20 protein-coding genes are annotated in these 22,982 nt (G+C 72.0%); 11 read left to right on the top strand and 9 right to left on the bottom strand.

Annotation, left to right across the window (positions count from 1 at the left end; all coding sequences use genetic code 11):
• Positions 1–3 precede the first annotated feature (3 nt).
• Positions 4–1,005: an o-succinylbenzoate synthase gene (locus BW982_RS16800; RefSeq protein WP_076495283.1), complete on the top strand. Its 1,002-nt coding sequence runs from the start codon at positions 4–6 to the stop codon at positions 1,003–1,005.
• Here the strand turns inward: BW982_RS16800 and BW982_RS16795 are convergent.
• On the bottom strand, positions 992–1,618 hold the full coding sequence (locus tag BW982_RS16795) for a TetR/AcrR family transcriptional regulator (protein ID WP_076495281.1): 627 nt from the start codon (positions 1,616–1,618) through the stop codon (positions 992–994). The two genes, BW982_RS16800 and BW982_RS16795, sit on opposite strands and share 14 nt — an antisense overlap.
• Positions 1,619–1,740: 122 nt before the next feature.
• Here BW982_RS16795 and BW982_RS16790 point away from each other — a divergent pair, with 122 nt between their 5' ends.
• The 3 genes from BW982_RS16790 (at position 1,741) to BW982_RS16780 (ending at position 7,778) form a co-directional block, all read left to right on the top strand.
• On the top strand, positions 1,741–4,638 hold the full coding sequence (locus BW982_RS16790) for an MMPL family transporter (RefSeq protein ID WP_076495279.1): 2,898 nt from the start codon (positions 1,741–1,743) through the stop codon (positions 4,636–4,638).
• Positions 4,635–6,677 carry a YhgE/Pip domain-containing protein gene (locus BW982_RS16785; protein ID WP_076495277.1) on the top strand — a complete coding sequence of 681 codons (2,043 nt, stop codon included), beginning with the start codon at positions 4,635–4,637 and terminating at the stop codon, positions 6,675–6,677. The genes BW982_RS16790 and BW982_RS16785 overlap by 4 nt, the downstream gene beginning before the upstream one ends.
• 204 nt (positions 6,678–6,881) lie before the next feature.
• A complete protein-coding gene (locus BW982_RS16780) occupies positions 6,882–7,778 on the top strand; it encodes an endonuclease domain-containing protein (protein WP_175611139.1) in 897 nt (298 codons plus the stop codon).
• A 208-nt stretch (positions 7,779–7,986) separates the two neighbouring features.
• Here the strand turns inward: BW982_RS16780 and ccsB are convergent, their stop codons facing one another.
• From ccsB to BW982_RS16745, 7 genes are all read right to left on the bottom strand, one after another.
• Positions 7,987–9,003, bottom strand: a complete 1,017-nt coding sequence (gene ccsB, locus BW982_RS16775; protein ID WP_076495274.1) for a c-type cytochrome biogenesis protein CcsB — start codon at positions 9,001–9,003, stop codon at positions 7,987–7,989.
• A gap of 4 nt (positions 9,004–9,007) precedes the next feature.
• Entirely contained in the window at positions 9,008–10,747 is a 1,740-nt protein-coding gene (locus tag BW982_RS16770) for a cytochrome c biogenesis protein ResB (RefSeq protein ID WP_076495372.1), read from the bottom strand.
• Between the two features lie 25 nt (positions 10,748–10,772).
• Positions 10,773–11,522: a cytochrome c biogenesis CcdA family protein gene (locus tag BW982_RS16765; RefSeq protein ID WP_076495272.1), complete on the bottom strand. Its 750-nt coding sequence runs from the start codon at positions 11,520–11,522 to the stop codon at positions 10,773–10,775.
• Complete coding sequence (locus BW982_RS16760; RefSeq protein WP_076495270.1) at positions 11,519–12,112, bottom strand: TlpA family protein disulfide reductase; 594 nt, start codon at positions 12,110–12,112, stop codon at positions 11,519–11,521. Before BW982_RS16760 ends, BW982_RS16765 begins: the two co-directional genes overlap by 4 nt.
• Positions 12,112–12,756, bottom strand: coding sequence for a histidine phosphatase family protein (locus tag BW982_RS16755; protein ID WP_076495268.1), 645 nt, complete (start codon positions 12,754–12,756; stop codon positions 12,112–12,114). The genes BW982_RS16760 and BW982_RS16755 overlap by 1 nt, the downstream gene beginning before the upstream one ends.
• A gap of 67 nt (positions 12,757–12,823) precedes the next feature.
• Positions 12,824–13,522, bottom strand: a complete 699-nt coding sequence (locus tag BW982_RS16750) for a DedA family protein (protein ID WP_076495266.1) — start codon at positions 13,520–13,522, stop codon at positions 12,824–12,826.
• Positions 13,523–13,613: 91 nt separating this feature from the next.
• Positions 13,614–14,006: a DUF6264 family protein gene (locus tag BW982_RS16745; RefSeq protein WP_139327525.1), complete on the bottom strand. Its 393-nt coding sequence runs from the start codon at positions 14,004–14,006 to the stop codon at positions 13,614–13,616.
• A gap of 68 nt (positions 14,007–14,074) precedes the next feature.
• On the opposite strand from BW982_RS16745, the gene BW982_RS16740 reads away from it, so the two are divergent.
• Genes BW982_RS16740 through BW982_RS16725 form a run of 4 tightly spaced genes read left to right on the top strand, consistent with a single transcriptional unit; the run spans position 14,075 to position 18,723 of the window.
• Entirely contained in the window at positions 14,075–14,818 is a 744-nt protein-coding gene (locus tag BW982_RS16740) for a hypothetical protein (RefSeq protein ID WP_076495264.1), read from the top strand.
• On the top strand, positions 14,815–16,071 hold the full coding sequence (locus tag BW982_RS16735; protein WP_076495262.1) for an adenosylhomocysteinase: 1,257 nt from the start codon (positions 14,815–14,817) through the stop codon (positions 16,069–16,071). Before BW982_RS16740 ends, BW982_RS16735 begins: the two co-directional genes overlap by 4 nt.
• Positions 16,068–17,363, top strand: coding sequence for an amidohydrolase family protein (locus BW982_RS16730; RefSeq protein ID WP_076495260.1), 1,296 nt, complete (start codon positions 16,068–16,070; stop codon positions 17,361–17,363). The genes BW982_RS16735 and BW982_RS16730 overlap by 4 nt, the downstream gene beginning before the upstream one ends.
• Positions 17,356–18,723, top strand: a complete 1,368-nt coding sequence (locus tag BW982_RS16725; protein WP_076495258.1) for an NtaA/DmoA family FMN-dependent monooxygenase — start codon at positions 17,356–17,358, stop codon at positions 18,721–18,723. Before BW982_RS16730 ends, BW982_RS16725 begins: the two co-directional genes overlap by 8 nt.
• A gap of 15 nt (positions 18,724–18,738) precedes the next feature.
• On the opposite strand, the gene BW982_RS16720 is transcribed toward BW982_RS16725, so the two are convergent.
• Positions 18,739–19,731 carry a nucleoside hydrolase gene (locus BW982_RS16720; RefSeq protein WP_139327524.1) on the bottom strand — a complete coding sequence of 331 codons (993 nt, stop codon included), beginning with the start codon at positions 19,729–19,731 and terminating at the stop codon, positions 18,739–18,741.
• 180 nt (positions 19,732–19,911) lie between these two features.
• On the opposite strand from BW982_RS16720, the gene BW982_RS16715 reads away from it, so the two are divergent.
• Genes BW982_RS16715 through BW982_RS16705 form a run of 3 tightly spaced genes read left to right on the top strand, consistent with a single transcriptional unit; the run spans position 19,912 to position 22,972 of the window.
• Complete coding sequence (locus BW982_RS16715; RefSeq protein ID WP_076495254.1) at positions 19,912–21,150, top strand: sugar ABC transporter substrate-binding protein; 1,239 nt, start codon at positions 19,912–19,914, stop codon at positions 21,148–21,150.
• Positions 21,147–22,094, top strand: a complete 948-nt coding sequence (locus BW982_RS16710; RefSeq protein ID WP_083696779.1) for a carbohydrate ABC transporter permease — start codon at positions 21,147–21,149, stop codon at positions 22,092–22,094. The genes BW982_RS16715 and BW982_RS16710 overlap by 4 nt, the downstream gene beginning before the upstream one ends.
• A complete protein-coding gene (locus tag BW982_RS16705; protein ID WP_076495252.1) occupies positions 22,091–22,972 on the top strand; it encodes a carbohydrate ABC transporter permease in 882 nt (293 codons plus the stop codon). Before BW982_RS16710 ends, BW982_RS16705 begins: the two co-directional genes overlap by 4 nt.
• Positions 22,973–22,982 lie beyond the last annotated feature (10 nt).

Here is a 22,982-nt window from a genome sequence, read left to right as displayed (position 1 = left end):
GGGATGAGTCCCCTCCCGCCCCTCACCGACGTCCTCGCCACGGCCCGCGTCGTCGCCCTCCCCCTCGCCACCCGGTTCCGCGGCATCCGGACGCGCGAGGCGGTCGTGTTCGAGGGGCCCGAGGGATGGACGGAGTTCTCGCCGTTCACCGAGTACGGCGACGCCGAGGCCGCGACGTGGCTCGCTGCCGCGCTCGAGTTCGGCTGGCATCCCACCCCCGCTCCCGTGCGCTCGCGCGTCGCGGTCAACGCGACCGTCCCCGCGGTGCCGGCATCCGAGGTCGAGGGCGTGCTCGCCCGCTACGACGGATGCCGGACGGCCAAGGTGAAGGTCGCCGAGGCGGGACAGGTGCTCGCGGACGACGTGGCGAGGGTGCGCGCCGTGCGGGGGGCGATGGGGCCCGAGGGGCGCGTGCGCATCGACGCCAACGGCGGATGGAACGTCGACGAGGCCGAGCGCGCCGTCCACGCCCTCGCCGAGTTCGACCTCGAGTACATCGAGCAGCCCTGCGCCGAGGTCGAGGAGCTCGCCGAGCTCCGGGAGCGCATCGGCTACCTCGACATCCCCGTCGGCGCGGACGAGAGCGTCCGCAAGGCGAGCGACCCGCTCCGCGTCGCACGCGCGGGAGCGGCCGACCTGCTCGTGATCAAGGCGCAGCCGCTCGGGGGCGTGCGCGCCGCCCTGGCGATCGTCGCGGAAGCGGGACTCCCGGCGGTGGTGTCCAGCGCCCTCGACACGTCGGTGGGGCTGTCGATGGGTCTCGCTCTCGCGTCCGCTCTGCCGGAGCTGGAGTTCGACTGCGGTCTCGGCACCGCGGCGCTGTTCACCGCGGACGTCGTCGCCGCACCCCTGCGCCCCCGCGACGGCGCGCTGACGCCGACGCGCGTGTCGCCGACCACGGCGTCGCTCGACCGCGTCGAGGCCGCCGAAGACCGGTGCGACTGGTGGCTTCAGCGCCTGACCCGGTGCTACCGGTTGCTGGAGGCCGACCTCACTCGAGGATGAGCGTCAGGATGTGCGAGAGCCGCGCGGCCAGCTCGGGCTGAGCCGCACGCGGGTCGTGGCCGGCGATGAGCGCGTGCTCGGTCGCCGACACCCACATCGACAGCAGGAGCTCGGTGGCCGCCTCGGGGGGGATCCGCAGACGCAGTCCCCGCGCCGCGGCGATGTCGCTGACCAGGTGCGTGACGCTCTCGGACAGCCCCCGGTCCAGCGCGCGATACGCCACCGCGAAGTCCGCGTTGCGGAGGGCCTGCGTCCGGATCTCCGCGTTGAGCAGCACGTCGAGCCGGTCCTGCGCCGCGATCTCCAGCACCTGCTGAACGAGATCGTGCAGTTCCGTGTGCGCGTCGAGATCGTGCGCCTCGAGAGAGGCGATGCGCTCGCGCAGCGCCGCGAGCGTCGTGTTCGCGGAACGCTCGCACAGCGCGAGGAACAGCTCCTCCTTCGAGGCGAAGTTCGAGTAGAACGCGCCGCGGGTGAACCCGGCGCGCTCGCACACGGCCTCCACGGACGTCGCGTCGATGCCCTCCTCCGCGAACAGCTGGGCCGCGGCATCCATCAGTCGGGTGCGGGTGTTCTCGCGTCGTCGTGACGGCGCCGGTGCCGTGTCGGTCATGCGGCGCTCCTCTGGCTTCACGGGCGAGACTCAGGTTGGCGCCTCCCCCGGACAACTACGATACATTGTTGTATCCGATACGGTGCTGTATCGACCCACCGCCGACCTCGGGAGCAGCCACCGTGTCCACTTTCCTGTACACCCTGGGCCGTTGGTCGTTCCGCCACCCGTGGCGCGTCCTCTCGGCGTGGATCCTCATCCTCGTGCTCGCCGGAGGCGGGGTCGCGCTCTTCGCGAAGGGCACCGACAACACCTTCGCGATCCCCGGCACCGAGTCCCAGGCCGGGCTCGAGATGCTCGGGCGCACCTTCCCGCAGGTCAGCGGGGCGAGCGCCGACATCGTCGTGGTCGCCGCCGACGGCGCGACCGTGCGCGACCAGGACTACCAGGACACCATCCAGACCACCGTCACCGACATCGGCAAGCTCGACTTCGTCGAGGCGGTGACCGACCCCTTCGACGAACGCATCTCGGGCGGTGTCTCCGACGACGACAGGGCGGCCATCATCCGCATCCAGTTCTCGGGCGAGGCCACCGAAGTGCCCACCGCCACCGAGGACGCACTCCGGGAAGACACCACCGCGCTCGGCTCCGCCCTCCCCGCCGGGTCCCAGGCGGTCCTCGGCGGTCAGCTCTTCGCCACCGAGATCCCCGGCGCGAGCATCACCGAAGCGCTCGGCGTGGTGATCGCGGCGATCGTCCTCATGCTCACGTTCCGGTCGTTCCTCGTGGCCGGGATGCCGCTGGCGACCGCGCTCCTCGGTGTGGCGCTCTCGGTCGCCCTCATCTTCATCGCCACCGGTTTCGCGACGGTGTCGACGACGACCCCGCTGCTGGCGGTCATGCTCGGACTCGCCGTGGGCATCGACTACGCCCTGTTCATCGTGTCCCGACATCAAGACCAGGTGCGCGGCGGCATGGACCCCGAGGAATCCGCCGCCCGCGCCACCGGCACGGCCGGCTCCGCGGTCGTGTTCGCCGGCATCACGGTGCTCATCGCCCTGATCGGACTCGGTTTCGCCGGCATCCCGTTCCTGACCACCATGGGGGTCGCCGCGTCCGTCGCCGTCGCCATCGCGGTGTGCATCGGGCTGACCCTCACCCCCGCTCTCCTCGGATTCGCGAAGGGGCGCGTGGTGGGCTGGGGCTTCGGCCGCAAGCGGACGTCCGCACGCCGCCGCCGCGCGATGACGGCGGAGCAGGGTGCCGAGGCCGACGCCGCGGCCGAGGCCGCCCGCGCCGGGAAGGCGGCCGCCCGCAAGGCCCGCACCGAACGCAGCGGCCCCGCCAAACGGTGGGTGGGCCTGGTGACCCGGCATCCCGTGATCACCTCCGTCGCCGTGATCGGCCTGCTCGGCGTCACCGCCATCCCCGCCGGGAGCCTCGCCCTCACGCTCCCCACCGCGGGCCAGCTTCCCCCGGGCAACGAGGCGCGCACCGCGTACGAGCTGACCGACGAGTACTTCGGCCCCGGAGCCAACGGCCCACTCATCATGACCGGCACGATCGTCACCTCCAACGATCCGCTCACCCTCATGACCGACATCGGTGACGAGGTCGCCAAGATCCCCGGCGTCGCGGAGGTCGCGCTCGCGACCCCGAACGAGACCGCCGACACCGGGATCGTGCAGATCGTGCCGGAGACGGGTCCCGAAGACCCCCGCACCGCCGACCTCGTGCGCGAGCTCCGTGCCGCCGAGGACCGCCTGTACGACCAGTTCGGCGTCCGTCTGCTCGTCACCGGGTACACCGCCGTCACCATCGACATCTCCGATCAGCTCGGCGCCGCCCTGCTGCCGTTCGGTCTGTTCGTCGTCGGGCTGTCGCTGATCCTCCTGATGATCGTGTTCCGCTCGATCTGGGTGCCGCTCACCGCCGCGGGCGGGTATCTGCTGTCGGTTGCCGCCTCCTTCGGTGTCGTCGCCGCCGTGTTCGAGTGGGGCTGGTTCGCCGACGCCCTCCACGTGGCGAAGGTCGGACCGATCATCAGCTTCATGCCGATCGTGCTGATGGGCGTGCTGTTCGGCCTCGCGATGGACTACCAGGTGTTCCTCGTGTCGCGCATGCGCGAGGACTACGTGCACGCCGACCGCCAGGGGCGCACACCCCGCGAGGTCGCGCTCGGGGCCGTGCGCAGCGGCTTCATGGGCTCGGCCCGCGTCGTCGTGGCCGCCGCGGTCATCATGTTCTCGGTCTTCGTCGCCTTCGTGCCGGAAGGCGACTCGAGCCTCAAACCCATCGCCCTGGGTCTCGCCGTCGGTGTCGCCGTCGACGCGTTCCTCGTGCGCATGACCCTGGTCCCCGCGATCCTGGCGCTCCTCGGAGACAAGGCCTGGTGGATGCCACGATGGCTCGACCGTCTGCTGCCCAAGCTCGACGTCGAGGGGGAAGCCGTCGAACGCGAGATCGGCCTGCGCGACTGGCCGACGGAGCCCGCCATCGCCGTGGCCGCCGACGACCTGCGTGCCGCCACGCCCTCGGACGACGATGATCCGGCGTTCGCCGATGTGCGGCTGCGGGTCGGCTACGGCGGAACGCTGCTCGTGACCGGTGAGACGCGGGTCACCCGCCCCCTGCTGCTGGCCCTGGCCGGCCGACTCTCCGCGGTCGAGGGGCGCCTCCGCGTCGACGGCCTCCTGCTCCCCGAGCGGGCCGGCGCCGTCCGCTCCCGCGTGGGACTGGCGCTCCTGGACGACCCCGACAGCGCGGCCGACGAGGTCGCCCGGGCTCTCGCAGGCCCCACGCGTCTCGCCGTGCTCTGCGACGTCGACCGGCTCGACGCCGACGCGCGCGCCGACGTCGCCGAAGAGCTGCGGCGCGTCGCCGTCGCGGCGCGCGAGCGCGACGGCGACGCCGGGTCGGCGTTCACCCTCGTGGTGTCGGCCCGGGACGAACGCCGCGCGCTCGCCCTCCTCGCCGACGCCCACCGCCCCGACGTGACCTCGCTGGCGCTGCCCGCCCCCCACCGGCACCGCCCGGCCCCCGAGTCCTCCACCGATCTCTCCGAGGTGTTCGCATGACCGTCCCCGTCGAGCGCTCCCGCTCGCGCCGCCCCGTGACCTGGCTGACCCTCATCGGCGTGCTCCTGCTGCCGGCCGTCATCGGCGGCATCCTGGTCGGAGCGCTCTACAACCCGACCGACCGTCTCGACAACATCACCGCCGCGATCGTCAACGACGACAAGGCCGTCGAACTGAACGGTCAGCTCGTCCCCCTCGGCCGCCAGCTCACCGGCGGCCTCGTCAAGGGCGCGGACGATCAGCCGAGCAACATCGCCTGGGTCATCTCCAACGACGAGGATGCCGCGGCGGGCCTCAAGGACGGCACCTACACCGCCGTCGTCACGATCCCCGAGAACTTCACGTCGGCGGCGTTGTCCACCCGCCCCGGCGAAACCCCCGAACGCGCGACGATCGGCGTGCAGACGGCACCCGACGCGCGCGTGGTCGACGGCGCGATCACCGCGCAGCTGGCATCCACCGCGTCGTCCGTGTTCGGCACCGAGCTGTCGTCGCAGTACCTGACCAACGTGTTCCTCGGCTTCACGACGCTCAGCAAGAACCTCGGCGACGCGGCCAGCGGCGCACACCAGCTCGCCGACGGCGCAGGACAGGCGGCGACCGGCGCGACCACGCTCACCGACGGCCTGGGCCAGCTCTCGGACGGGGCCTCGCAGGTGGCCACGGGCGCGCAGCAGCTCGCCGCGGGGACGACTCCGCTCGCCGACGGCGCCGCGCAGGTCGCCGGCGGCGCGACGGCGCTGGCCGGTGGCACGCGGGAAGCCGCGTCCGGCGTCCGCGATCTCGCGAACGGCAACCAGGCTCTCGCGACCCAGATCAACGGCCTGGCCGACCAGATCCCGCCGAACTTCTCACAGGTGGCCACCGACCTCTCCAACGCGGCGCCGAAAGTCAACGACGCGCTGGTGGAAGCCGCCGCGGCGTTGAAGAAGGCCGCGGACGAGTGCACCGGCACGCCTGAGCAGTGCGACGCGCTGCGTACGGCCGCGGCCGATGCGAAGGCGGCCCTCCCGCAGGCCACCGAGACCGTGACCAAGATCGGCACGCTCGCCGGTCAAGCGGCGCAGCTTCCCGCCGGGGTCCGCGCGATCGCTGCCGCGAACCAGAAGCTGGCCGACGGCGGCTTCAAGGCCGCGAACGGCATCGACACGATCGCCGGTGGCATCGACGGCCTCAGCAGTGGTGCGAGCCAGGTCGCCGACGGCACGCGCAAGCTGGGGGCTGGGGCCGCGACGCTCAGCTCGGGCGCCGCGCAAGTGGCATCCGGGGTGTCCCAGTCCGAGGACGGCGCCGGACAACTCGCCGACGGCGTACAGCAGGTGGCATCCGGAACCTCGTCGCTCGCGGACGGACTCGACACCGCGGTCGCCCAGCTGCCCACCTACACCGACGCCGAGGCCACGAGTCTCGCGAACGTCGTCGCCGACCCGGTGTCGGCCACCGGGGTGAGCGACTCGCTGTTCGGCATCGCGGCGGTCCCGCTGCTGGCGATGGCGGTGCTGTGGTTCGGCGGTCTCGCCTCGTTCGTGGTGTTCCAGGCCGTGTCGGCGCGGGCGCTGACCAGTCGGCGCGCGTCGGGGCTCGTCGCCCTCCGCGGCTTCGCTCCGGCGGCGATCATCGGCGCCGTGCAGGGGCTGCTCGTCGCCGGCGTCGTGCAGGTGGCATCCCAGTACGACTGGAGCGACTGGGCGCTGTTCGCACTGGTGTGCATCGCCGCCGGGGTCGCGTTCGCCGCCGTGAACCAGGCGCTCGTCGCGGTGTTCGGCGGGGCCGGCCGCTGGATCGCCGCGATCGTGGGGGCGCTGGCCGTCGCGGCCAACATCGTCTCGACGGTGCCGCCCGTGCTCGCCGGATTCGCCTCGCTGCTGCCGACGTCTCCGGCGTACTCCGCCATGCTGGGCGCCCTCGCCTCGTCGGGCGGCGTCGGGGCCGGGGTCGTGGCGCTGGCGGTGTGGGCCGTGCTGGCGCTCGTGGTCACGACGCTCATCGTGGTGCGTCGCCGCACGGCGTCGGTCCGCGCCGCCGCCCTGCCCGCGTAGCGGGCGCGGCGCTGCCCCGGTCGAGTGTCCAAGACACGCGGAGGAGCGGCGACTCCATCCGCGTGTCGTGGACAGTGAACTTGGGGAGGCGGGGCCGGTGGGCGCCGCAAGACATGTCCTCCCCAAGGGCCAGATCGGCGCAGTTCTCCTCTGAACGGTCACCGATACTCGCGCGGCGCCGCGTGAATGGGGTTCCCTGGGGCGGTGCGCCGCTCACCGCTTCCCTCCGACCTCGGGGTCGCCTTCGACGTCGCGAGCGCCCGGCGAGCGGGGGTGACCTCGGGCCGGCTGTTCGCGAGAGATCTCGCGGCACCCTTCCACGGCATCCGGGTGCGTGCCGATGAGGAGTGCACCACCCTTCTCCAGAGATGCCGTGCGTACGCGCCTCGGTTGCGAGGTCTGCAGTTCTTCAGTCACACCACGGCCGCCGCCGTGTGGGAGCTGCCGCTGCCGCTCCACACGACGCGTGATCTCCACGTCTCGGCCAGCCCGCCCGCGAGGGAGCCGCGCACGTCCGGAGTCATCGGCCACCGGATACGGATGGATGCCGCGGGACTCACGCTCCGCTCGGGGCTCCCGGTTCCCACTGCCGCCGAGACCTGGGCGCAGCTCGGCGGGATGGTTCCGGTCGGCGCGCTCGTGACCGCAGCCGACGCGATCCTGACACGCGGCGACGCGGACGCGGAAGACCTTCGAACGGCCATCGAGCGGCTGCGTCGACGAGGCGCCGCCGACCTCGACGCGGCCCTCGGGCTCGCTCGTCCCGGGTCGGAGTCTCCGCGCGAGACCGACCTGCGTCTTGTTCTGCAGCGGGCGGGGTTTCCCGAACCAGAACTCAACGGCGACCTCATCGACGGCGGCCGCTTCATCGCGCGCCTCGACCTCGCCTACCGCCGGTACCGGGTTGCGGTCGAGTACGACGGGCGTCAGCACGCCTCGATGGAGCAGTTCCGGCGGGACGCCGACCGGTGGCCGGCCATCGCGAGCGCGGGGTGGATCCTGGTCCGCGTGCTGGACCACCACATGCGGAACCCCGAACGAGACGTCGTCGCACCCGTTCGCGTCGCGCTGCTCTCTCGGGGTTGGCGCCCCGACGCGTGAGTTCCCGCGCGCTTCCTCGGCGTTCGCCGACGGTCCGGTGTCCAGAACACGCGGACGCGCAGACGGCACATCCGCGTGTCGTGGACACTCACACCACGGGCTGCGATCCAGAACGAGGGCTTGTGGCTCAGTGTCCAGAACACGCGGATACCGCAGGAAAGCATCCGCGTGTCTCGGACACTCGACCCCGCGCCGAGCGCGCGGGGCCTCAGGTCGTCAGGCCGGAGTAGGCGTGCAGGCCCTTGAAGAAGACGTTGACGATGGTGAAGTTGAACAGCACGGCGGCGAAGCCGATGATCGACAGCCAAGCCGAGCGGGTGCCGCGCCAGCCGCGGGTGGCACGGGCGTGGATGTATCCGGCGTAGAGCACCCAGATGACGAAGGTCCAGACTTCCTTGGTGTCGAAGCCCCAGAACCGGCCCCACGCGTCGTTGGCCCAGATGGATCCGGCGATGAGGGTGAAGGTCCAGAAGATGAAGCCGACGATCGCGAAGCGGTAGGCGAGCGACTCCAGCGCGTCGGCGTTCGGCAGGGTCTGCAGGAAGTTGCGGCGCGGAGCGGGGGCGTCCGAGGATGCCGCGAGGGCGAGCTTGCGCTCCCGACGGGTCTGCAGCAGCTGCATCACCGACAGCCCGAAGGCGAGGGCGAACAGCGCCGTGGCCAGCGATGCGACGAAGACGTGGATGACGAGCCACACGGACTTCAGCGGATCCGCCAGCGGCACGACCTCGACGTGGAACGCGAGCGTGGCACCCCCGAGCAGCACGACGGCGAGGCCGGTGATCAGCGCGCCGAGGAAGCGCAGGTCGAAGCGCGTCAGCACGACGAGGTACACCGCGACGACCAGCAGCGTGCCGGTCAGCGCGAACTCGTACATGTTCGACCACGGCACGCGTCCCGCGGCGACGCCGCGCAGCACGTCGCCGGCGAGGTGGAAGAGGAAGCCCAGCGCGACGAGGGCCGTCCCCATGCGCGCCCACAGGTAGCGGGGTGTCGCGGAGGAGGTTCCGGATGCCGCGGGCCGCGGCGATGCGTCGATGACACCGCCCCCACCGGCCGTGACGAGTTCGCGTGCGACGACCTCGTCTTTGGCCTTGATCGCGAGGTCCGAACGTCGGGCCAGGTCGATCGCGTACGCGATGAAGGCCAGGACGTAGATCGCGACGGCCGTCCACACGAGGAGGAGGGAGATCTCGTCGAGGAGGAGCGGATCGGTTCCGGGCATGGTGTCAGTCTACTTTTCCGGTGTCGGGGCGGCTCTGGTCATCGGAAGCCGGGCGGGAGGGAGGGCTCTGGTCGGTCGGGGCCGGCAGCGCGGGACGGTGGCGTTCGACGATCTGGTCGAGCGCGGCGGCGAGTGTGGGGTCCTCACCTCGAGCGAGTCCGGCGTACTCGACGCGGACGGTGTCGCCGTGCGGCGTCGCCTTCACCCACATACGCCGACGGGGCACGAACAGCGCGGCGAGCAGACCGAGGGTCGCGAGCGTGGCGAAGCCGAGCACCCACGGGCCGGCGAGGTCGCGGTGGATCGACAGGGAGGCGAACCGCTTGACCGACCCCGCGTATCCGGTCGTCCCGGCGGGTGCTTCGTTCTCGAACGTGATCGTGCCGAGACCGTTCGGCAGGTCCTGCGTCTCGCCGGGCATCAGGCGGAGGGCCGGGGTGCCGCTGTCGCCGCCGGCGATCTGGGTCATGCCCGTGGGGTCGAGGGTGTAGACCGAGCGGGGCGTACCGTCGTCGATTCCCAGGTCGCCCGCGTAGACGCGCAGGGTCAGCACGGGGTATTCGAGGTCGCCGTAGGTGGACGTGAGCGCCCCCGAGGTGAGCGTGTCCATCGTCGGGTAGAAGAACCCGATGAGGCCCAACTGCTCGGGCATGCCGTCGGCGACCTTGATGACGCCGAGCGAGGTCATGTTGGCATCCTGCGGGAGGAAGGCGACGGAGTCGTGGAACACCTCCACGCCTTCGGCGTTGCGGATGGTGACCGTGGGCGCATAGCCGTTGCCGAGCAGGTAGACGCGATCGCCCTGCACGTCGAGGGGGTGGTTGACGCGCACCTGCCCGTCCTGGCGCTGCCCGTCGGGGGTGAGGGTGGTGACGTTCGCGGCGAAGTCGCCCGCCTGCCCCGAGCCGGGCTGACCGGGCGGGACGTAGCTGACGTCGAAGCGGTCGAGCGTCATCGAGTACGGCGCGAGCGTGTCGGTGTTCACGAAACGCCCGGGGTTGAACGAGGAGTAGTCGAGCAGGCTGTTGGTGAACGCCTGCCCCTCCACGAGGACGCGCTGTCCGGTGTAGGTGAAGCCGCCGCCCACGCCGACGGCGATGAGCACGCCGACGAGCGCGATGTGGAAGACGAGGTTGCCGGTCTCGCGGAGGTATCCGCGCTCGGCCGAGACCGAGAACGCGCCGCGTCCGTCGTACCGGGCGACGCGGTAGCCGCTCCTGCGCAGCTGCGCGGCGGCGGTCTCGACGGCGGATGCCGCGACCGCGGAGGCATCCTGTCCCCCGGGGACCGACACCGTCACGTCGCGGTGGTCGTCCAGGCGCGTGAGGCGCGCGGGCGTCCGCGGCGGCTGCGCCCGAAGGGCCTTCCAGTGGTGCTGGGTGCGCGGCAGGACGCACCCGATCAGCGAGACGAACAGCAGGATGTAGATCGCCGAGAACCAGGGCGAGGAGTACACGTCGAACAGGCTCAGCTTGTCGAGCACGGGAGCCAGGTCGGGATTGTCGGTGAAGTACTGCGTGACGCCGTTGGGGTCGGCTCCGCGCTGCGGGACGAGCGATCCCGGGACGGCGGCGATCGCGAGGAGGAGCAGCAGCACGAGCGCGGTGCGCATGCTCGTGAGCTGACGCCATCCCCATCGCAGCCACTCGACGGGTCCGAGACGGGGCGAGGTGATGTCGTCTCGACCCTCGTCCGCGGCGGGTGCCGAGTCGGCGTGGTCGGACGGGCGCAGCGGGTCGGTCACGATCTTCTTCCGGTCGGGCGAGAGGTCAGAGCGGGAGTTGGACACCCTGCATCACCCCCTGCAGGGTGGACATCCACGATCCCCAGAGCCCGGTGACCATCAGCAGGCCCAGCACGATCAGCAGGGCGCCGCCGACGAGGTTGACGACGCGGATGTGTCGCCGCACGAACGCCACGGAACGCGTCGCCCATCCGAAGCCGAGGGCGAGGAGCAGGAAGGGGATGCCGAGGCCCAGCGAGTACGCCAGGCCCAGGAGGGCGGCTCGACCGGGGTCTCCCAGGTTGTAGGACACCGAGAGGATCGCGGCGAGGGTCGGGCCGATGCACGGGGTCCATCCGACGCCCAGCGCGATGCCCAGCAGCGGGGCGCCGATCAGGCCCAGGTTGCCCCGGGCCTGAAGGCGCACCGAGCGCTGGGCGAGGCCGAACAGCCCGATGAAGACCAGACCCAGCAGGATGATGACCACGCCCATGACGCGCGTGATCACGTCGGCGTAGCGCAGGAAGAACATCCCCACGGTGCCGCTGAAGACGTTGACCGCCATGAACACGAGCGTGAATCCGGCGATGAACAGCAGCGTGCCGAACACCAGCCGCGAACGCCCGGGAGCGGATGCCGATCCCCCGCGCGGCGATACGGCGCCGCCGATATAGCCGAGATAGCCCGGGACCAGCGGCAGCACGCACGGGGAGAGGAACGAGATCAGCCCCGCGGCCAGGGCGATGGGGATCGCGAGCCAGAGCGCGCCGTCGAAGACGAGGGCGCCCGGGTTCACGCGCTCTCCGCGACCACGGTGCGCACCATGGCCTCGAGGATGGATGCCTCGGGCAGCTCGCCGATGACGCGCGCGGCGACGCGGCCCTGCCGGTCGAGCACGAGCGTGGTGGGGGTGGCGTTGATGGGCGTCTTGTCGGCGAACGCGAGCTTGAGCTCGGCATCGTCGACCGCCATGACCGACGAGTAGGAGACGCCGTTGTCGCGCGCGAACGACAGCGCGGTGGCCGGCTGGTCGTAGGTGTTGACGCCGAGGAACGACACGTCCTGGCCCTCGAACGCCTGGGAGGCCTGCTCCAGGCGCGGCGCCTCGATGATGCAGGGGCCGCAGGTGGCGTACCAGAAGTTCACCACGAGCACCTTGCCGGCGTAGTCGGCGCTGGAGACGGCGGAGCCGTTGTCGAGCGTTCCCGCGAAGTCGACGGGTTCGCCGCGGTTCTCCGGAGCGATCTCCTGCGTCTGGAACCCGTTGGCGGCGATGTACCCCTTGTTGTCTCCCGCGCGGTACTGCTCGGCGAGCGGGTCGGCACTGCACGAGGCCAGGCCCACGACCAGCGCGAGGGCGGCGGCGGCGGAGAGGATTCGGCGCATCACACGGCTCCTACGTCGACGGCTCCGGCGGTCGCGGCCGGCTCGGCGTACGCCACCTCGACCCAGCGCGACGACCCGGCGGCGCCGTCTCGCCGCTCGAAGCTCGTCACGCTCGACAATGCGCACCGGCGCTTGCGGGGGTCGTGGCGGGTGGGCTGCTGGGAGAGCGCGAGGTGCGTCACCCAGATGGGAAGCTGGTGGGAGACGACGACGACATCGCCCGAGGGCACGCGGTCCCAGGCGTCGGTCATCGCCTCGGTCATGCGCGCGATGATGCGTTCGTACGGTTCGCCCCAGCTCGGCACCGCGGGGCGCGAGAGATGCCGCCAGTTCAGCGGGTTGGCGAGGGCCTTCTTCATGCGTCGGCCCTCGAACACGTTGGTCGGCTCGATGACCCGATCGTCGATGAACGGGTCGATGCCGAAGAGCCCGACGAACGGTTCGGCGGACTCGCGCGTGCGCTGCAGCGGCGAGACGACGAGCGCTCCGACCGGGCGGTCGAGCCCGTGCACGTACTCCGCGGCCTGCCGCGCCATGCGGCGACCGTCGACGCTCAGACCGAATCCGGGGAGCCGACCGTAGAGCACGCGGCGCGGGTTGTGGACTTCCCCGTGGCGCACGAGATGGAGGCGGTCGGCGGGCACGGTCTCCAGTCTACGGTCGGGTCTTGTGGGCGCGCTGAGCGAAGGACCCCGTTGGTTCGACGGCGACCTATTCGCCGGCCTCGCTCAGGCGACGCGACGCCAGCAGCGACCGCACGCGGGCGTACAGGAACCACGCGATCCCCGCGGCGACGCCGGCGATCACGACGTACTGCAGGATGTCGGCGTACTGCTCGATCACGTGCCAGTTCTCACCGAGCAGATACCCGGCCAGCACGAAGATCGTGTTCCAGATGAGACTGCCGGCGGCGGTCAGCAGACCGAAGCGCCACAGCGGCATCTTCGCCACGCCGGCGGGGATGGAGATGAGACTCCGGAAGATCGGCACCATGCGTCCGAAGAACACGGCTTTGCCGCCGTGCCGCTCGAACCACGCGACGGTGCGGTCGACGTCCTCGGGGTGCAGGAGCGGCACCTTCGCCGCGATCGCACGCAGCCGGGCGGCGCCGAGCCACCGGCCGAGCCCGTACAGCGCGAACGCGCCCACGACGGAGCCGAGGGTGGTCCACAGCAGCGCTTCGAAGAGCGTGAACGAGCCGCGGCTGGCGGTGAGTCCCGCCATCGGCAGCACGACCTCGCTCGGGAGCGGCGGGAAGAGGTTCTCCAGGGCGATGGCGATGCCCGCGCCGACCGGTCCGATGATCTCCATCAGGGAGACCGTCCAGTCGGCCAGGGACGTGAGCCAGGACTCGTCGCCGGAGGAGGAGCCCGCGGACGCGCCGCGGAGGGTCAGGGTGCTGTCGGTCATCGGGTGCCTTCGCGCTCGGTGATCGGCCGCCCGTCCGGACGCCCGCCCGAAGCCTAGGGCCGCCGCCTCGGCAGCACCTGTGAGAGAGAGGTCAGGATGCCGAGACCCCGGCGCTGACGATCGCCGCGGCGACGAACCACATCGCGCCCATGAGCACGATGCCCGCCAGCGGCACCCAGAAGGCGAGGCGGTGCCGCACCAACCGGATGATGGCGACCACGACGGTCAGCAACAGGACGACCCAGGGGGCCACGACGGCGAACCAGAGGCCGAAGTTCATCACGCCGTAGTCGCAGGTCACCGAGCCGCACGCGTCCGACGCGAACGCGAGGAAGAAACCGGCGTACGAGCCGGCGAGCGCGGCGAGGGGCAGCAGCACGAGCAACACGACCGTGATCACGAGGTCCCAGCCCCGGCGCGCGGGACGCGGCGGCTGTTCGGGCCGCAGCGTCCGGTACGAGTCCGGGGAGAGGGAATAGGTCACGCGCGCCATCCTAGAGATGCGGCGTCATCGATTCGCGTCGAACGGCCGTCGCGCCCTACGTTCGAGCCGTGTCGTCCTCCTCGTCCGCCGCCCCCGTCGGGCTCGACGCCGTGTTCCCGATCGCGCGGGGGTTCCTCGACGCGCGCCCGGCCGACCCCGTCGCGCTCGCCTACGGCGGCGCTCTTCCCCCCGTGTCCGCCGCCCTCCGCGCCGATCTCCGTTCGGCCTGGAACCTCGACGTCGTCCACGACCCCGCAGCGCCGGACCCGCTCGCGTCGCGGGCGTTCGGCATCCTCTACGGCCACCTGCGCGCCGAGCAGGTCGTCCTGGCGCTGTCCGCCCGCACGAACCTGACGCTCGCCGGCGGAACCGTGCGGATCGTCGGCGACGGCCCCCTCGCCGCCGCGCTGACGACGGTCCTGCGCCGATTGGGAGCCGCCGTCGTGCGCGCGACCGACGATCCGACCGAACGGCTCGCCGCCCGTCTCGACGGCGTCCGCGTCGAGGCCGTGGCGGCCGTCGGCGCGGCGCCTCTCACGGTCCTCGCCGGTGTGGGCCACGACGGCGTCACGGCGTTCGACGTGCGGGGTCTCGTCGCCGACGCCTCCCCCCGACCGGTGGATGCCACCGATCTCCCCTCCCCTCGCCCGCACGTGCGCACGACCCCGAACGGATCGCTCGTGGAGATCCCCCCGCCCCTCCCGGTCGAGGGGCAACCGCCCACCGCGGCACAGCTGCGGCTCGCCGACGCCCTAGTCGCGGCCCTGATCAGCGGTGACGACGCCGCGTTCGCCTCGGCGGTGACCCCGTGACCGGCCGGATCGCCGACCCCGGGCTGTGGCGTGCGGGGCACGACCGGATCGAGTGGGCACGGGCCCACATGCCCGTGACCACGGCACTGGCCGCTCTGCTGTCCCGCGAGGGCACCGTCGCCGGCGTCCGCATCGGCGTCTCCGACGTGCTCGAGCCCAAGACCGCGACGGTCGCGCTGGCCCTCGCCGAGGCCGGGGCCGAGGTGACGGTCACCTCCGCCGGACGCAACACCGACGACGCCGTGGCCGCGGCGCTGGCCCATGCCGGCATCCCGACCTACGCCCGCGCGGCCGCCGACCGCGCGGAGGACCGCGCGAACGCCCTCGCCCTCCTCGACCACCGCCCGCACGTGATCGTCGACGACGGGGCCTCCACGATCCGCCTGGCCCACCTCGAGCGCCCCGACGTGGTCGCCGGGATGCGCGGGGCCACCGAGCAGACGACCTCGGGAGTGCGGCCGCTGCGCCGCATGGAGGCCGAGGGGGCGCTGCGGATCCCGGTCGTCGCGGCCAACGACGCGCGGTCGAAGTCGCTGTTCGACAACATGCACGGCACCGGGCAGTCGGTCGTGTTCGCCGTCGCCGACGTCGCGGACCGCTCCTTCCGCGGCGCGACCGTCGCCGTCGTCGGGTTCGGCCGGGTCGGCACCGGCATCGCGCAGCACGCCGCCGCCCTCGGCGCACGGGTCGTCGTGACCGAGACCGATCCGGTCGCCGCGCTCCAGGCGGCCTTCGCGGGGTTCGAGGTGCGCACCCTCGCCGAGGCCGTGCGGTTCGCCGACATCGTCATCTCGGCCACCGGCATCCGCCACACGATCGACGTCGGGCACCTCGACGCGCTCCGCAGCGGGGCGGTCGTCGCGGTCGGCGGCGGCGTGGGGCAGGAGATCGCCCTCGACGCCGCCCGCGCGGCCGGGGCCGTCGAGATCGCCCGCACCGGCTCCGTCTCGGTCCTCAGGATGCCGAGCGGTGCGGAGGTCCGCGTGCTCGACGACGGCAACTGCCTCAACGTCAGCGCCGCCGAGGGGAACCCGGTGGAGATCATGGACCTCTCCTTCGGTGTGCAGCTCGCCTCCGTCGCCCACGTCCTGTCGAGGCCCGATCTCGCGCCCGGGGTGCACGAGCTGCCCCGCGCCGCCGACGACGAGGTCGCCGCCATCGCCCTGTCGTCGTTCGGCGGGTCGTTGGACGCCCCGTCGGCGGCGCAGCAGGCGTTCCTCGCGGCGTGGAATCCCGAGGAGGGCGAGGAGTGACCGTCGTCGTGCACCGCGCCCCGATCCTCCTCTCCCCCGGTTCCGCGCCCCTGACCGACGGAGCCGTGGCGATCGCGGAGGGCCGCATCCGCGCGGTGGGTCCCGCCGACGAGGTCCTGGCCACCGCCGGCACCGGCGCCGAGCTGCACGAGTGGGACGGTGCGCTGACCCCCGGCCTCGTCAACGCGCACACCCACCTGCAGTACAGCGACATGGCCGCCGTCGGGCTCGCCGAGCACACCGGCTTCGAGGCGTGGATGAGCGCCTTCATGGAGCTCTACCCCCTGCCCCGCGACTGGGGCGCGTCGGCCGCGGCGGGCGCCGCGCTGGCCCTGCGCTCGGGCACGACGGCCGTCGCCGAGATCGTCACGGACGCCGCCGCAGGTTCCGCCGTCCACGAGGCGGGCCTGCACGGCATCACGTTCTGGGAGGTGCTCGGGTGGACCGAGCGCGCGTGGGCTCAGGACGGCGAGCGCACCGTGCGCGCCGAGCTCGCCGCGCTCCCCGGACCGCCCACGACCGGGCTGTCGCCCCACGCGGTCTACTCGCTCGACACGGCCGTGCTCCGCGCGCTCTCGCGCCTCGCGCGGACCCTGGGCGTCCGCCAGCACATCCACGCGGCCGAATCGGCGTGGGAGGACGCGTACGTGCGCTCCGGCACGGGCGATCTCGCCGAGCGGTGGCGGGCGAACGGCCGCGGCGAGTTCGCGCTGCTGCGCGACGGCGGAGCGGGCACGGGTGTCATCCGGTACCTCGACGACCTCGGCGCCCTCACCCCGACGACGCATCTCGCGCACGGGATCTACGTGGATGCCGACGACCGGGCGCTCCTGCGCACCCGGGGCGTGAGCGTGGCGCTGTGCCCGCGGTCCAACGCCGTGATCGGCCTGGACCCGCCGCCCGTGGCGGCGTACCTGCGCGAGGGCAACGCGATCGCCGTCGGCACGGACTCGCTCTCGTCGTCGCCGAGCCTCTCCCCCTGGCGTGACGTCGCCGCGCTCTTCGGCATCGCCCGCGCACAGGGATACGCCGACGAGGATCTGCACGCCCGCCTGTTCGCGGCCGCCACGGTCGGGGGCGCCCGCGCGCTGGGTCTGGAGGCCGACACCGGTGCGCTCCGCGCGGGCAGCCGCGCCGACCTCGTCGTCTTCCCCGTCGCCTCGGCCACGCCCCGCGACGCGCTCGCCGAGCTCGTCGAGAACGGCCCCGCCGAGGCATCCCTCACCGTCGTCGGCGGACGCGTCCGCTGGACGACCGCTCCCGACCACGAACGGATCACCGCCCATGTCTGACCCCCGCCCGCTGCTCTTCGGCCTCTACGAGCAGGCCTGCGTCGGCAACGGCTCCTCGGCCGCGAGCCTGTGGACCCACCCCGCCGACGACCGATTGTCGGCGACGTCGCTGCGCTACTGGACCGACCAGGCGCGCCGCGTCGAGGACGCCGGGATGGACCTGTTCTTCTTCGGCGACGTCCTCGGCCTCTACGACACGTACCGGGGTGGAGCCGAGACGGCGATCCGACACGGCGTGGAGATCCCGGCGCTCGACCCGATGCTGCACATCCCCGCGCTCGCCGCCGTCACCGACCGGATCGCGTTCGGCACGACCGTGTCGACCACCTACGAGCACCCGTTCGCCCACGCGCGCCGCTTCTCGACGCTCGACCACCTCACGGCGGGTCGCATCGGCTGGAACGTGGTGACGTCGTACCTGCCGGGCGCGGCGGCCAACTTCGGCCTCGACGTGATGGCGCACGACAGCCGCTACGACCGCGCCGACGAGTTCCTCGAGGTCGCCTACGCCCTGTGGGAGCGCAGCTGGGAGGACGACGCGTTCCTCGGCGACAAGGCATCCGGGGTCTTCGCCGACCCCGCGAAGGTGCATCGCATCGATCACGTCGGCGAGCACTTCCGCGTGGCGGGGCCCCACCTGGTGACGCCGTCGCCGCAGCGCACCCCGGTCATCATCCAGGCCGGATGGTCGCCGCGCGGCCGGGAGTTCGCCGCCCGGCACGCCGAGCTGATCTTCGTGGGCGACTCCGACCCGGTCGCCGTGCGCGAGGGGCTGGCCGGCATCCGTCGCCGCGCCGAGGAGCTCGGACGGGATGCCTCGCAGATCCGCGCCGTCGTCGGGATGAACCTCGTCGTGGCCCCGACCGACATCGCCGTGCAGGAGAAGATCGACTCCCTCCAGGCGCATTACGCCGCGGAGGCCCAGCTGGCCGCCTACGCCGGGTGGGGCGGGATCGACTTCTCGCAGTACGCCGACGACGAGCCGCTCGTCAAGCGTGCGACGAACGCCACCCAGACGAAGGAGACCCGGAGCGACGCGCCCGTGCTGACCGCCGGGGACGTGCGCCGCCAGTTCTCGAAGGTGACCGCGTTCGCGGACGACCGTTTCCTCGGCACCCCCGACACCGTGGCCGATGCCATCGGCGCCTTCGTCGAGGAATCGGGGGTGGACGGCTTCCTGCTGCACCCGTTCCTGTCGCCCGGCTCCGTCGACGACTTCGCCGAGCTCCTCGTCCCGGCGCTGCGCGAGCGCGGGCTGTACGGCGGTTTCCCGCAGGACGGCACGTTCCGCTCGCGCCTGCGCAGCGACCGCCGCGACCGTCTCGGCGACGACCACCCGGCGCGCGCCGGCGCGCGCTGACCCGGGGCGCCGCGGTCAGTCCCGCGGCGCCGGTCCCGTGGACAGAGCCTGCACGAACCGGCGGAGGAACTCGGTCTTGTCGAACGACGTGACCGCGCGGATCGTCGGGCCCTCGGGCGTCCCCCACACCAGCGGCAGGCCGTCGTGCGTGAGCGCGATGCGGGTCGCGAGGGAGTCCGCGTACGGCGTGTAGTCCACGGGCCCCTCGATCCAGCCGGTGACGATCTCGGGCCGGTGGAGGATGACGGTCGCCAGGCCGTCGTGGGCGGACGAGATCCGGCGGCCCCACTTGTACTGGTAGAAGTCGTTGTACGCGTCGAGCACCTCGCCCGCGAACGTCGCCCACGGGGTCCCTGCTCCGCGCAGCACGGCGAGCACGTGCTCGTCGAGGATCGCGGTGGCGGTGACGTTCACGCCGACCATGACGACGTTGCCGCTGTTGCGCGCGCCGAAGACGATCTCGGCGGCGCGGCGGTCGTTGGCGGTGTTGGCATCCGTCAGCGTCGCGCCGCCCGGCGCCGGGTACGGCCCCGCCCCGCCCATGATGACCACCGACCGGAACTTCAGGAACAGGTCGGGGTCGCGCTCGAGCGCACGGGCGATGTTGGTGAGCGGTCCGAGCGGGTGCAGGTCCACCTCGCCCGGGTGCTGCGCGGCGATGCGCAGGATGGCATCCACCGCTCCCTCGTCCTCCACGCGCAGCTCCGCGCGGTCGAACCGGTCACCGAGACCGTCGGTGCCGTGCACGAAGTCCGCGATGGAGGCCTCGCCCTCGATCGGCGCCGCCTCGCCCAGGTGCACCGGGATGTCCTCGCGGCCGGCGAGCCGCAGGACCGTCCGGACGTTGCGGGCCGAGTCCTCCACGGGGGTGTTGCCGTAGATCGTCGTGATGGCCTCGATCTCGACGTCGGGCTGGGCCAGCAGGTACATCAGGGAGTGCGCGTCGTCCAGTCCGGTGTCGGTGTCCACGAGGACACGGCGGACGGCGGAAGAAGAAGGGGATGCCATGCACTCACCCTGCCCGGTGGGGCGCCGCGACACGGCGCGGTGTTACACCGCGTGACGCGTTCGTTCCCTGTTCGTCACGAGGAGACCCCAGAGTGAGGGATGACACGGGCGGCCCCGACCCGTGTCCTCACAGCACATGTCGATCGGCGCCGTCGGCGCCGTCGGGAACGGACACACCCCATGGCATCCACAGCTCAGCGGCTCCGACGCGTCGCACTCCCCGCGGTCGGCCTCACCGCCGCCCTCGCCCTCACCGCCTGCGCCGGCGGCCAGGCGGCCCCCGCCCAGACCGACGGGTTCGACGGCGTCAGCCTGACCGTGTGGAACAACATCGACTTCGAGCCCTACCAGGGTCTGCAGAAGCAGTACTTCGAGTCCTGCGCCGCCGACCTCGGCATCACCGTCGACGTCCAGACCCAGTCGGGCGACTACACCACCAAGCTCCTGCAGGCCGCGGGCGCCAAGGCGCTTCCCGACGTGGCGCTGCTGTCCACCGACACCCAGCTGCCGCAGCTCGCCTCGCAGGGTGTGCTCGCCGACCTCAGCCAGTACGACGTCACCACGGACGGACTCGCCGACAGCGCCGCCGACCTCGGCCGCTACGACGGCACGCTCTACGGTCTGCCCGTGCAGGTCGAGGACTACGCGATCTTCTACAACAAGGCCGCGTTCGCCGCCGCCGGGGTGTCCGAGACCGCGCCGAAGACCTTCGACGACCTCGTGAAGCTCGCCGCGTCTCTCACGACCGCCGACCAGAAGGGCATCGTGCTCCCCGGCATCGGCGGCGACGGATCGACGCCCGTGTACTTCCTGCCCTTCCTCCTCTCGGCCGGGGGCGACCCCGCCGACCCGACCGGCACCGGCGCCGTCGAGGCGGTCGACCTCTACAAGAAGCTCGTCGACAACGGTTCGCTCTCGCCCGAGTTCGTCAACTGGGGCTGGGAGTCGATCGACCAGTGGACCTCCCAGAAGGCCGCGCTGACGGTGTCGGGCCCGTGGAACCTCGTCGACACCTCGATCCCGTTCGAATGGGGCACGTTCCCCTTCCCGACCGCGACGTCGGGCGAGTCGCCCAAGGTGAACCTGCTCGGGTACGCCTACGGCGCCGCCGCGAACGCGGATGCCAAGAAGGAAGCGGCCGCCGCCGCCCTCATCAAGTGCCGCGCCTCGGAGGAGAACCAGGTCGACACCGCGGTCCAGGGCGGGTACATCCCCGCGCTGAAGAGCGCGCAGGCGGCCTTCGTCGAGAAGGTGCCCGCCGCGGCCCCGTTCGTCGACGCCGTCGACGGTGCGTACAACTCCGCTCAGCTGGGCACCGAGTGGAACACGTTGCAGCAGCAGTACGTCGACGCCATCCAGGGTGCGACGGTCGGTGGGCAGACGGCACAGGCCGCGCTGGAGCAGGCCAGCGGCAAGTGACGGCGGACACGCTGACGACGACCGGCCGGCCGGGGGCACGCACCCCCGGCCGGTTCCGGCGTTCTCTGGCGGCGCGCCAACGCGGCGAGCTGTGGGGCTTCCTGACCCCGGCCATCGTGTTCTTCGTCGTCTTCTTCCTCTTCCCCCTCGGGTACGGCGTGTACATGAGCACGACGAACTTCACCACGGGGACCTTCATCACGGGCCGGGCACCCTTCGTCGGGACGGCGAACTTCGAGGCGATCCTCTCCGAGCCGATCACCTTCCGCGCCCTCGCGAACACGGTCACGATCACCGTCGTCTCGGTCGTCGTCGAGCTCGTGCTCGGGCTCCTCCTCGCGCTCCTCTTCGCCAAACGGTTCCCCGGCAGCCGCTGGCTCCCGACCCTGATCCTCCTGCCGTGGCTGCTCCCCGCGGTCGTCGTGGCCACCGTCTGGAAGTCGCTCCTCGCCGGCGACGGCCCCATCAACGACGTCCTCGGGGCGATCGGCCTCCCCGTCGAGGCGTGGCTCGCCAATCCCGCGACCGCCCTTCCCGCCGTCATCGTCGTCGCGGTCTGGGCGAGCCTGCCGTACTGGGCCACGATCCTCGGCGCAGCCCTCAAGCAGGTTCCCGCGGAACAGCTCGAAGCCGCACAGCTCGACGGCGCCGGGGCCTGGCGCCGCCTCGTCTCGATCGTGATCCCGACGATCTGGCCGGTGATCTCGGTGCTCGTCGTGATGAGCGTCGTCTACACGCTCCTCATCGTCGACCTCGTGCTGGTGCTCACCGCCGGCGGCCCCGCCAACAGCACCGTGACCCTGGGCTTGCTGTCGTACCGCCAGGCCTTCCAACAGTTCCAATTCGGACTCGGCGGCGCCTACGGAATGCTGCTGCTGGGAATCAGCATCCTGTTCGCGATCGTGTACACCGTGATGTCGATGCGTCAGGAGCGTGACGAATGACCGCGACCCTGCCCGCCGCCTCGGCGACCGTGACCGCCGAACCGGTGATCGCGCCGATCGCCGAACGCCGCCGCCGCCGCGGCTGGACCTGGACGATGGTGACGGTCGTCGTGCTCGCGGTGTACCTCTTCCCCGTCTACTGGATGATCTCGGCCTCGCTGCAGCCGTCCGCCAACTCCGCGGACACCGCCTGGTTCCCCGTCTCCCCCGGGCTCGGGGGCTTCGAGCAAGCGCTCGACGACGCCGGCATCGGCGGCTTGCGCGTCTCGATCCTGGTATCGCTCGGATCGGTGCTCGTGACGCTCCTCGTGGCCGTCCCCGCCGCGTACGCCCTCAGCCGGCTCCGCTCGCGCGCGGTGAGCATCGCGCTCATCCTCCTGCTGCTGGCCCAGATGATCCCCAGCGTCGTCCTCGCCACCTCGTTCTACGCGATGTTCAACTCGTGGGGGCTGCTGAACACGTTCATCGGACTGATCCTGGCGAACGCGACCGCGGGAGTCCCCTTCGCGGTGATCGTGATGCGGGCGTTCATGCTGCGCCTGGACCCCGAGGTCATCGAGGCGGCGACGGTCGACGGACTCGGGCCGATCGGCACGCTGTGGCGCATCGTCGTCCCGCTCTCGCGCAACGCGATCGTCACGGCCGGGGTCTTCGCGTTCCTGTTCAGCTGGGGCGATCTGCTGTTCGGGCTGACGCTCGTCAACCGCAACGAGATGTACCCCATGTCGGTGCTGATCCTGGCCCTGGCGAACTCGAACCTGAACACCTGGGCCGCGACCATGGCGGCATCCCTCATCGCCAGCGTTCCGGCACTCGTGGTGATCCTCGCCGCGCAGCGGCACGTCAAGGCGGGGCTCAGCGCCGGCGCCGGACGCTGACGCGCGGGCG

The organism is Microbacterium sp. RURRCA19A (assembly GCF_900156455.1).
Taxonomy (GTDB): domain Bacteria; phylum Actinomycetota; class Actinomycetes; order Actinomycetales; family Microbacteriaceae; genus Microbacterium.
Note: the sequence above shows the minus strand (reverse complement) of the source record. Positions and strands in the feature narration are given on the sequence as shown.

Excerpts from the sequence above, each read along its gene's own strand:
- BW982_RS16725 (WP_076495258.1), top strand. The coding sequence starts at position 17,356 with ATGTCTGACCCCCGCCCGCTGCTCTTCGGCCTCTACGAGCAGGCCTGC.
- BW982_RS16715 (WP_076495254.1), top strand. The coding sequence starts at position 19,912 with ATGGCATCCACAGCTCAGCGGCTCCGACGCGTCGCACTCCCCGCGGTC.
- BW982_RS16795 (WP_076495281.1), bottom strand. The coding sequence starts at position 1,618 with ATGACCGACACGGCACCGGCGCCGTCACGACGACGCGAGAACACCCGC.
- ccsB (WP_076495274.1), bottom strand. The coding sequence starts at position 9,003 with ATGCCCGGAACCGATCCGCTCCTCCTCGACGAGATCTCCCTCCTCCTC.
- BW982_RS16750 (WP_076495266.1), bottom strand. The coding sequence starts at position 13,522 with ATGACCGACAGCACCCTGACCCTCCGCGGCGCGTCCGCGGGCTCCTCC.
- BW982_RS16760 (WP_076495270.1), bottom strand. The coding sequence starts at position 12,112 with ATGCGCCGAATCCTCTCCGCCGCCGCCGCCCTCGCGCTGGTCGTGGGC.
- BW982_RS16785 (WP_076495277.1), top strand. The coding sequence starts at position 4,635 with ATGACCGTCCCCGTCGAGCGCTCCCGCTCGCGCCGCCCCGTGACCTGG.
- BW982_RS16800 (WP_076495283.1), top strand. The coding sequence starts at position 4 with ATGAGTCCCCTCCCGCCCCTCACCGACGTCCTCGCCACGGCCCGCGTC.
- BW982_RS16720 (WP_139327524.1), bottom strand. The coding sequence starts at position 19,731 with ATGGCATCCCCTTCTTCTTCCGCCGTCCGCCGTGTCCTCGTGGACACC.
- BW982_RS16705 (WP_076495252.1), top strand. The coding sequence starts at position 22,091 with ATGACCGCGACCCTGCCCGCCGCCTCGGCGACCGTGACCGCCGAACCG.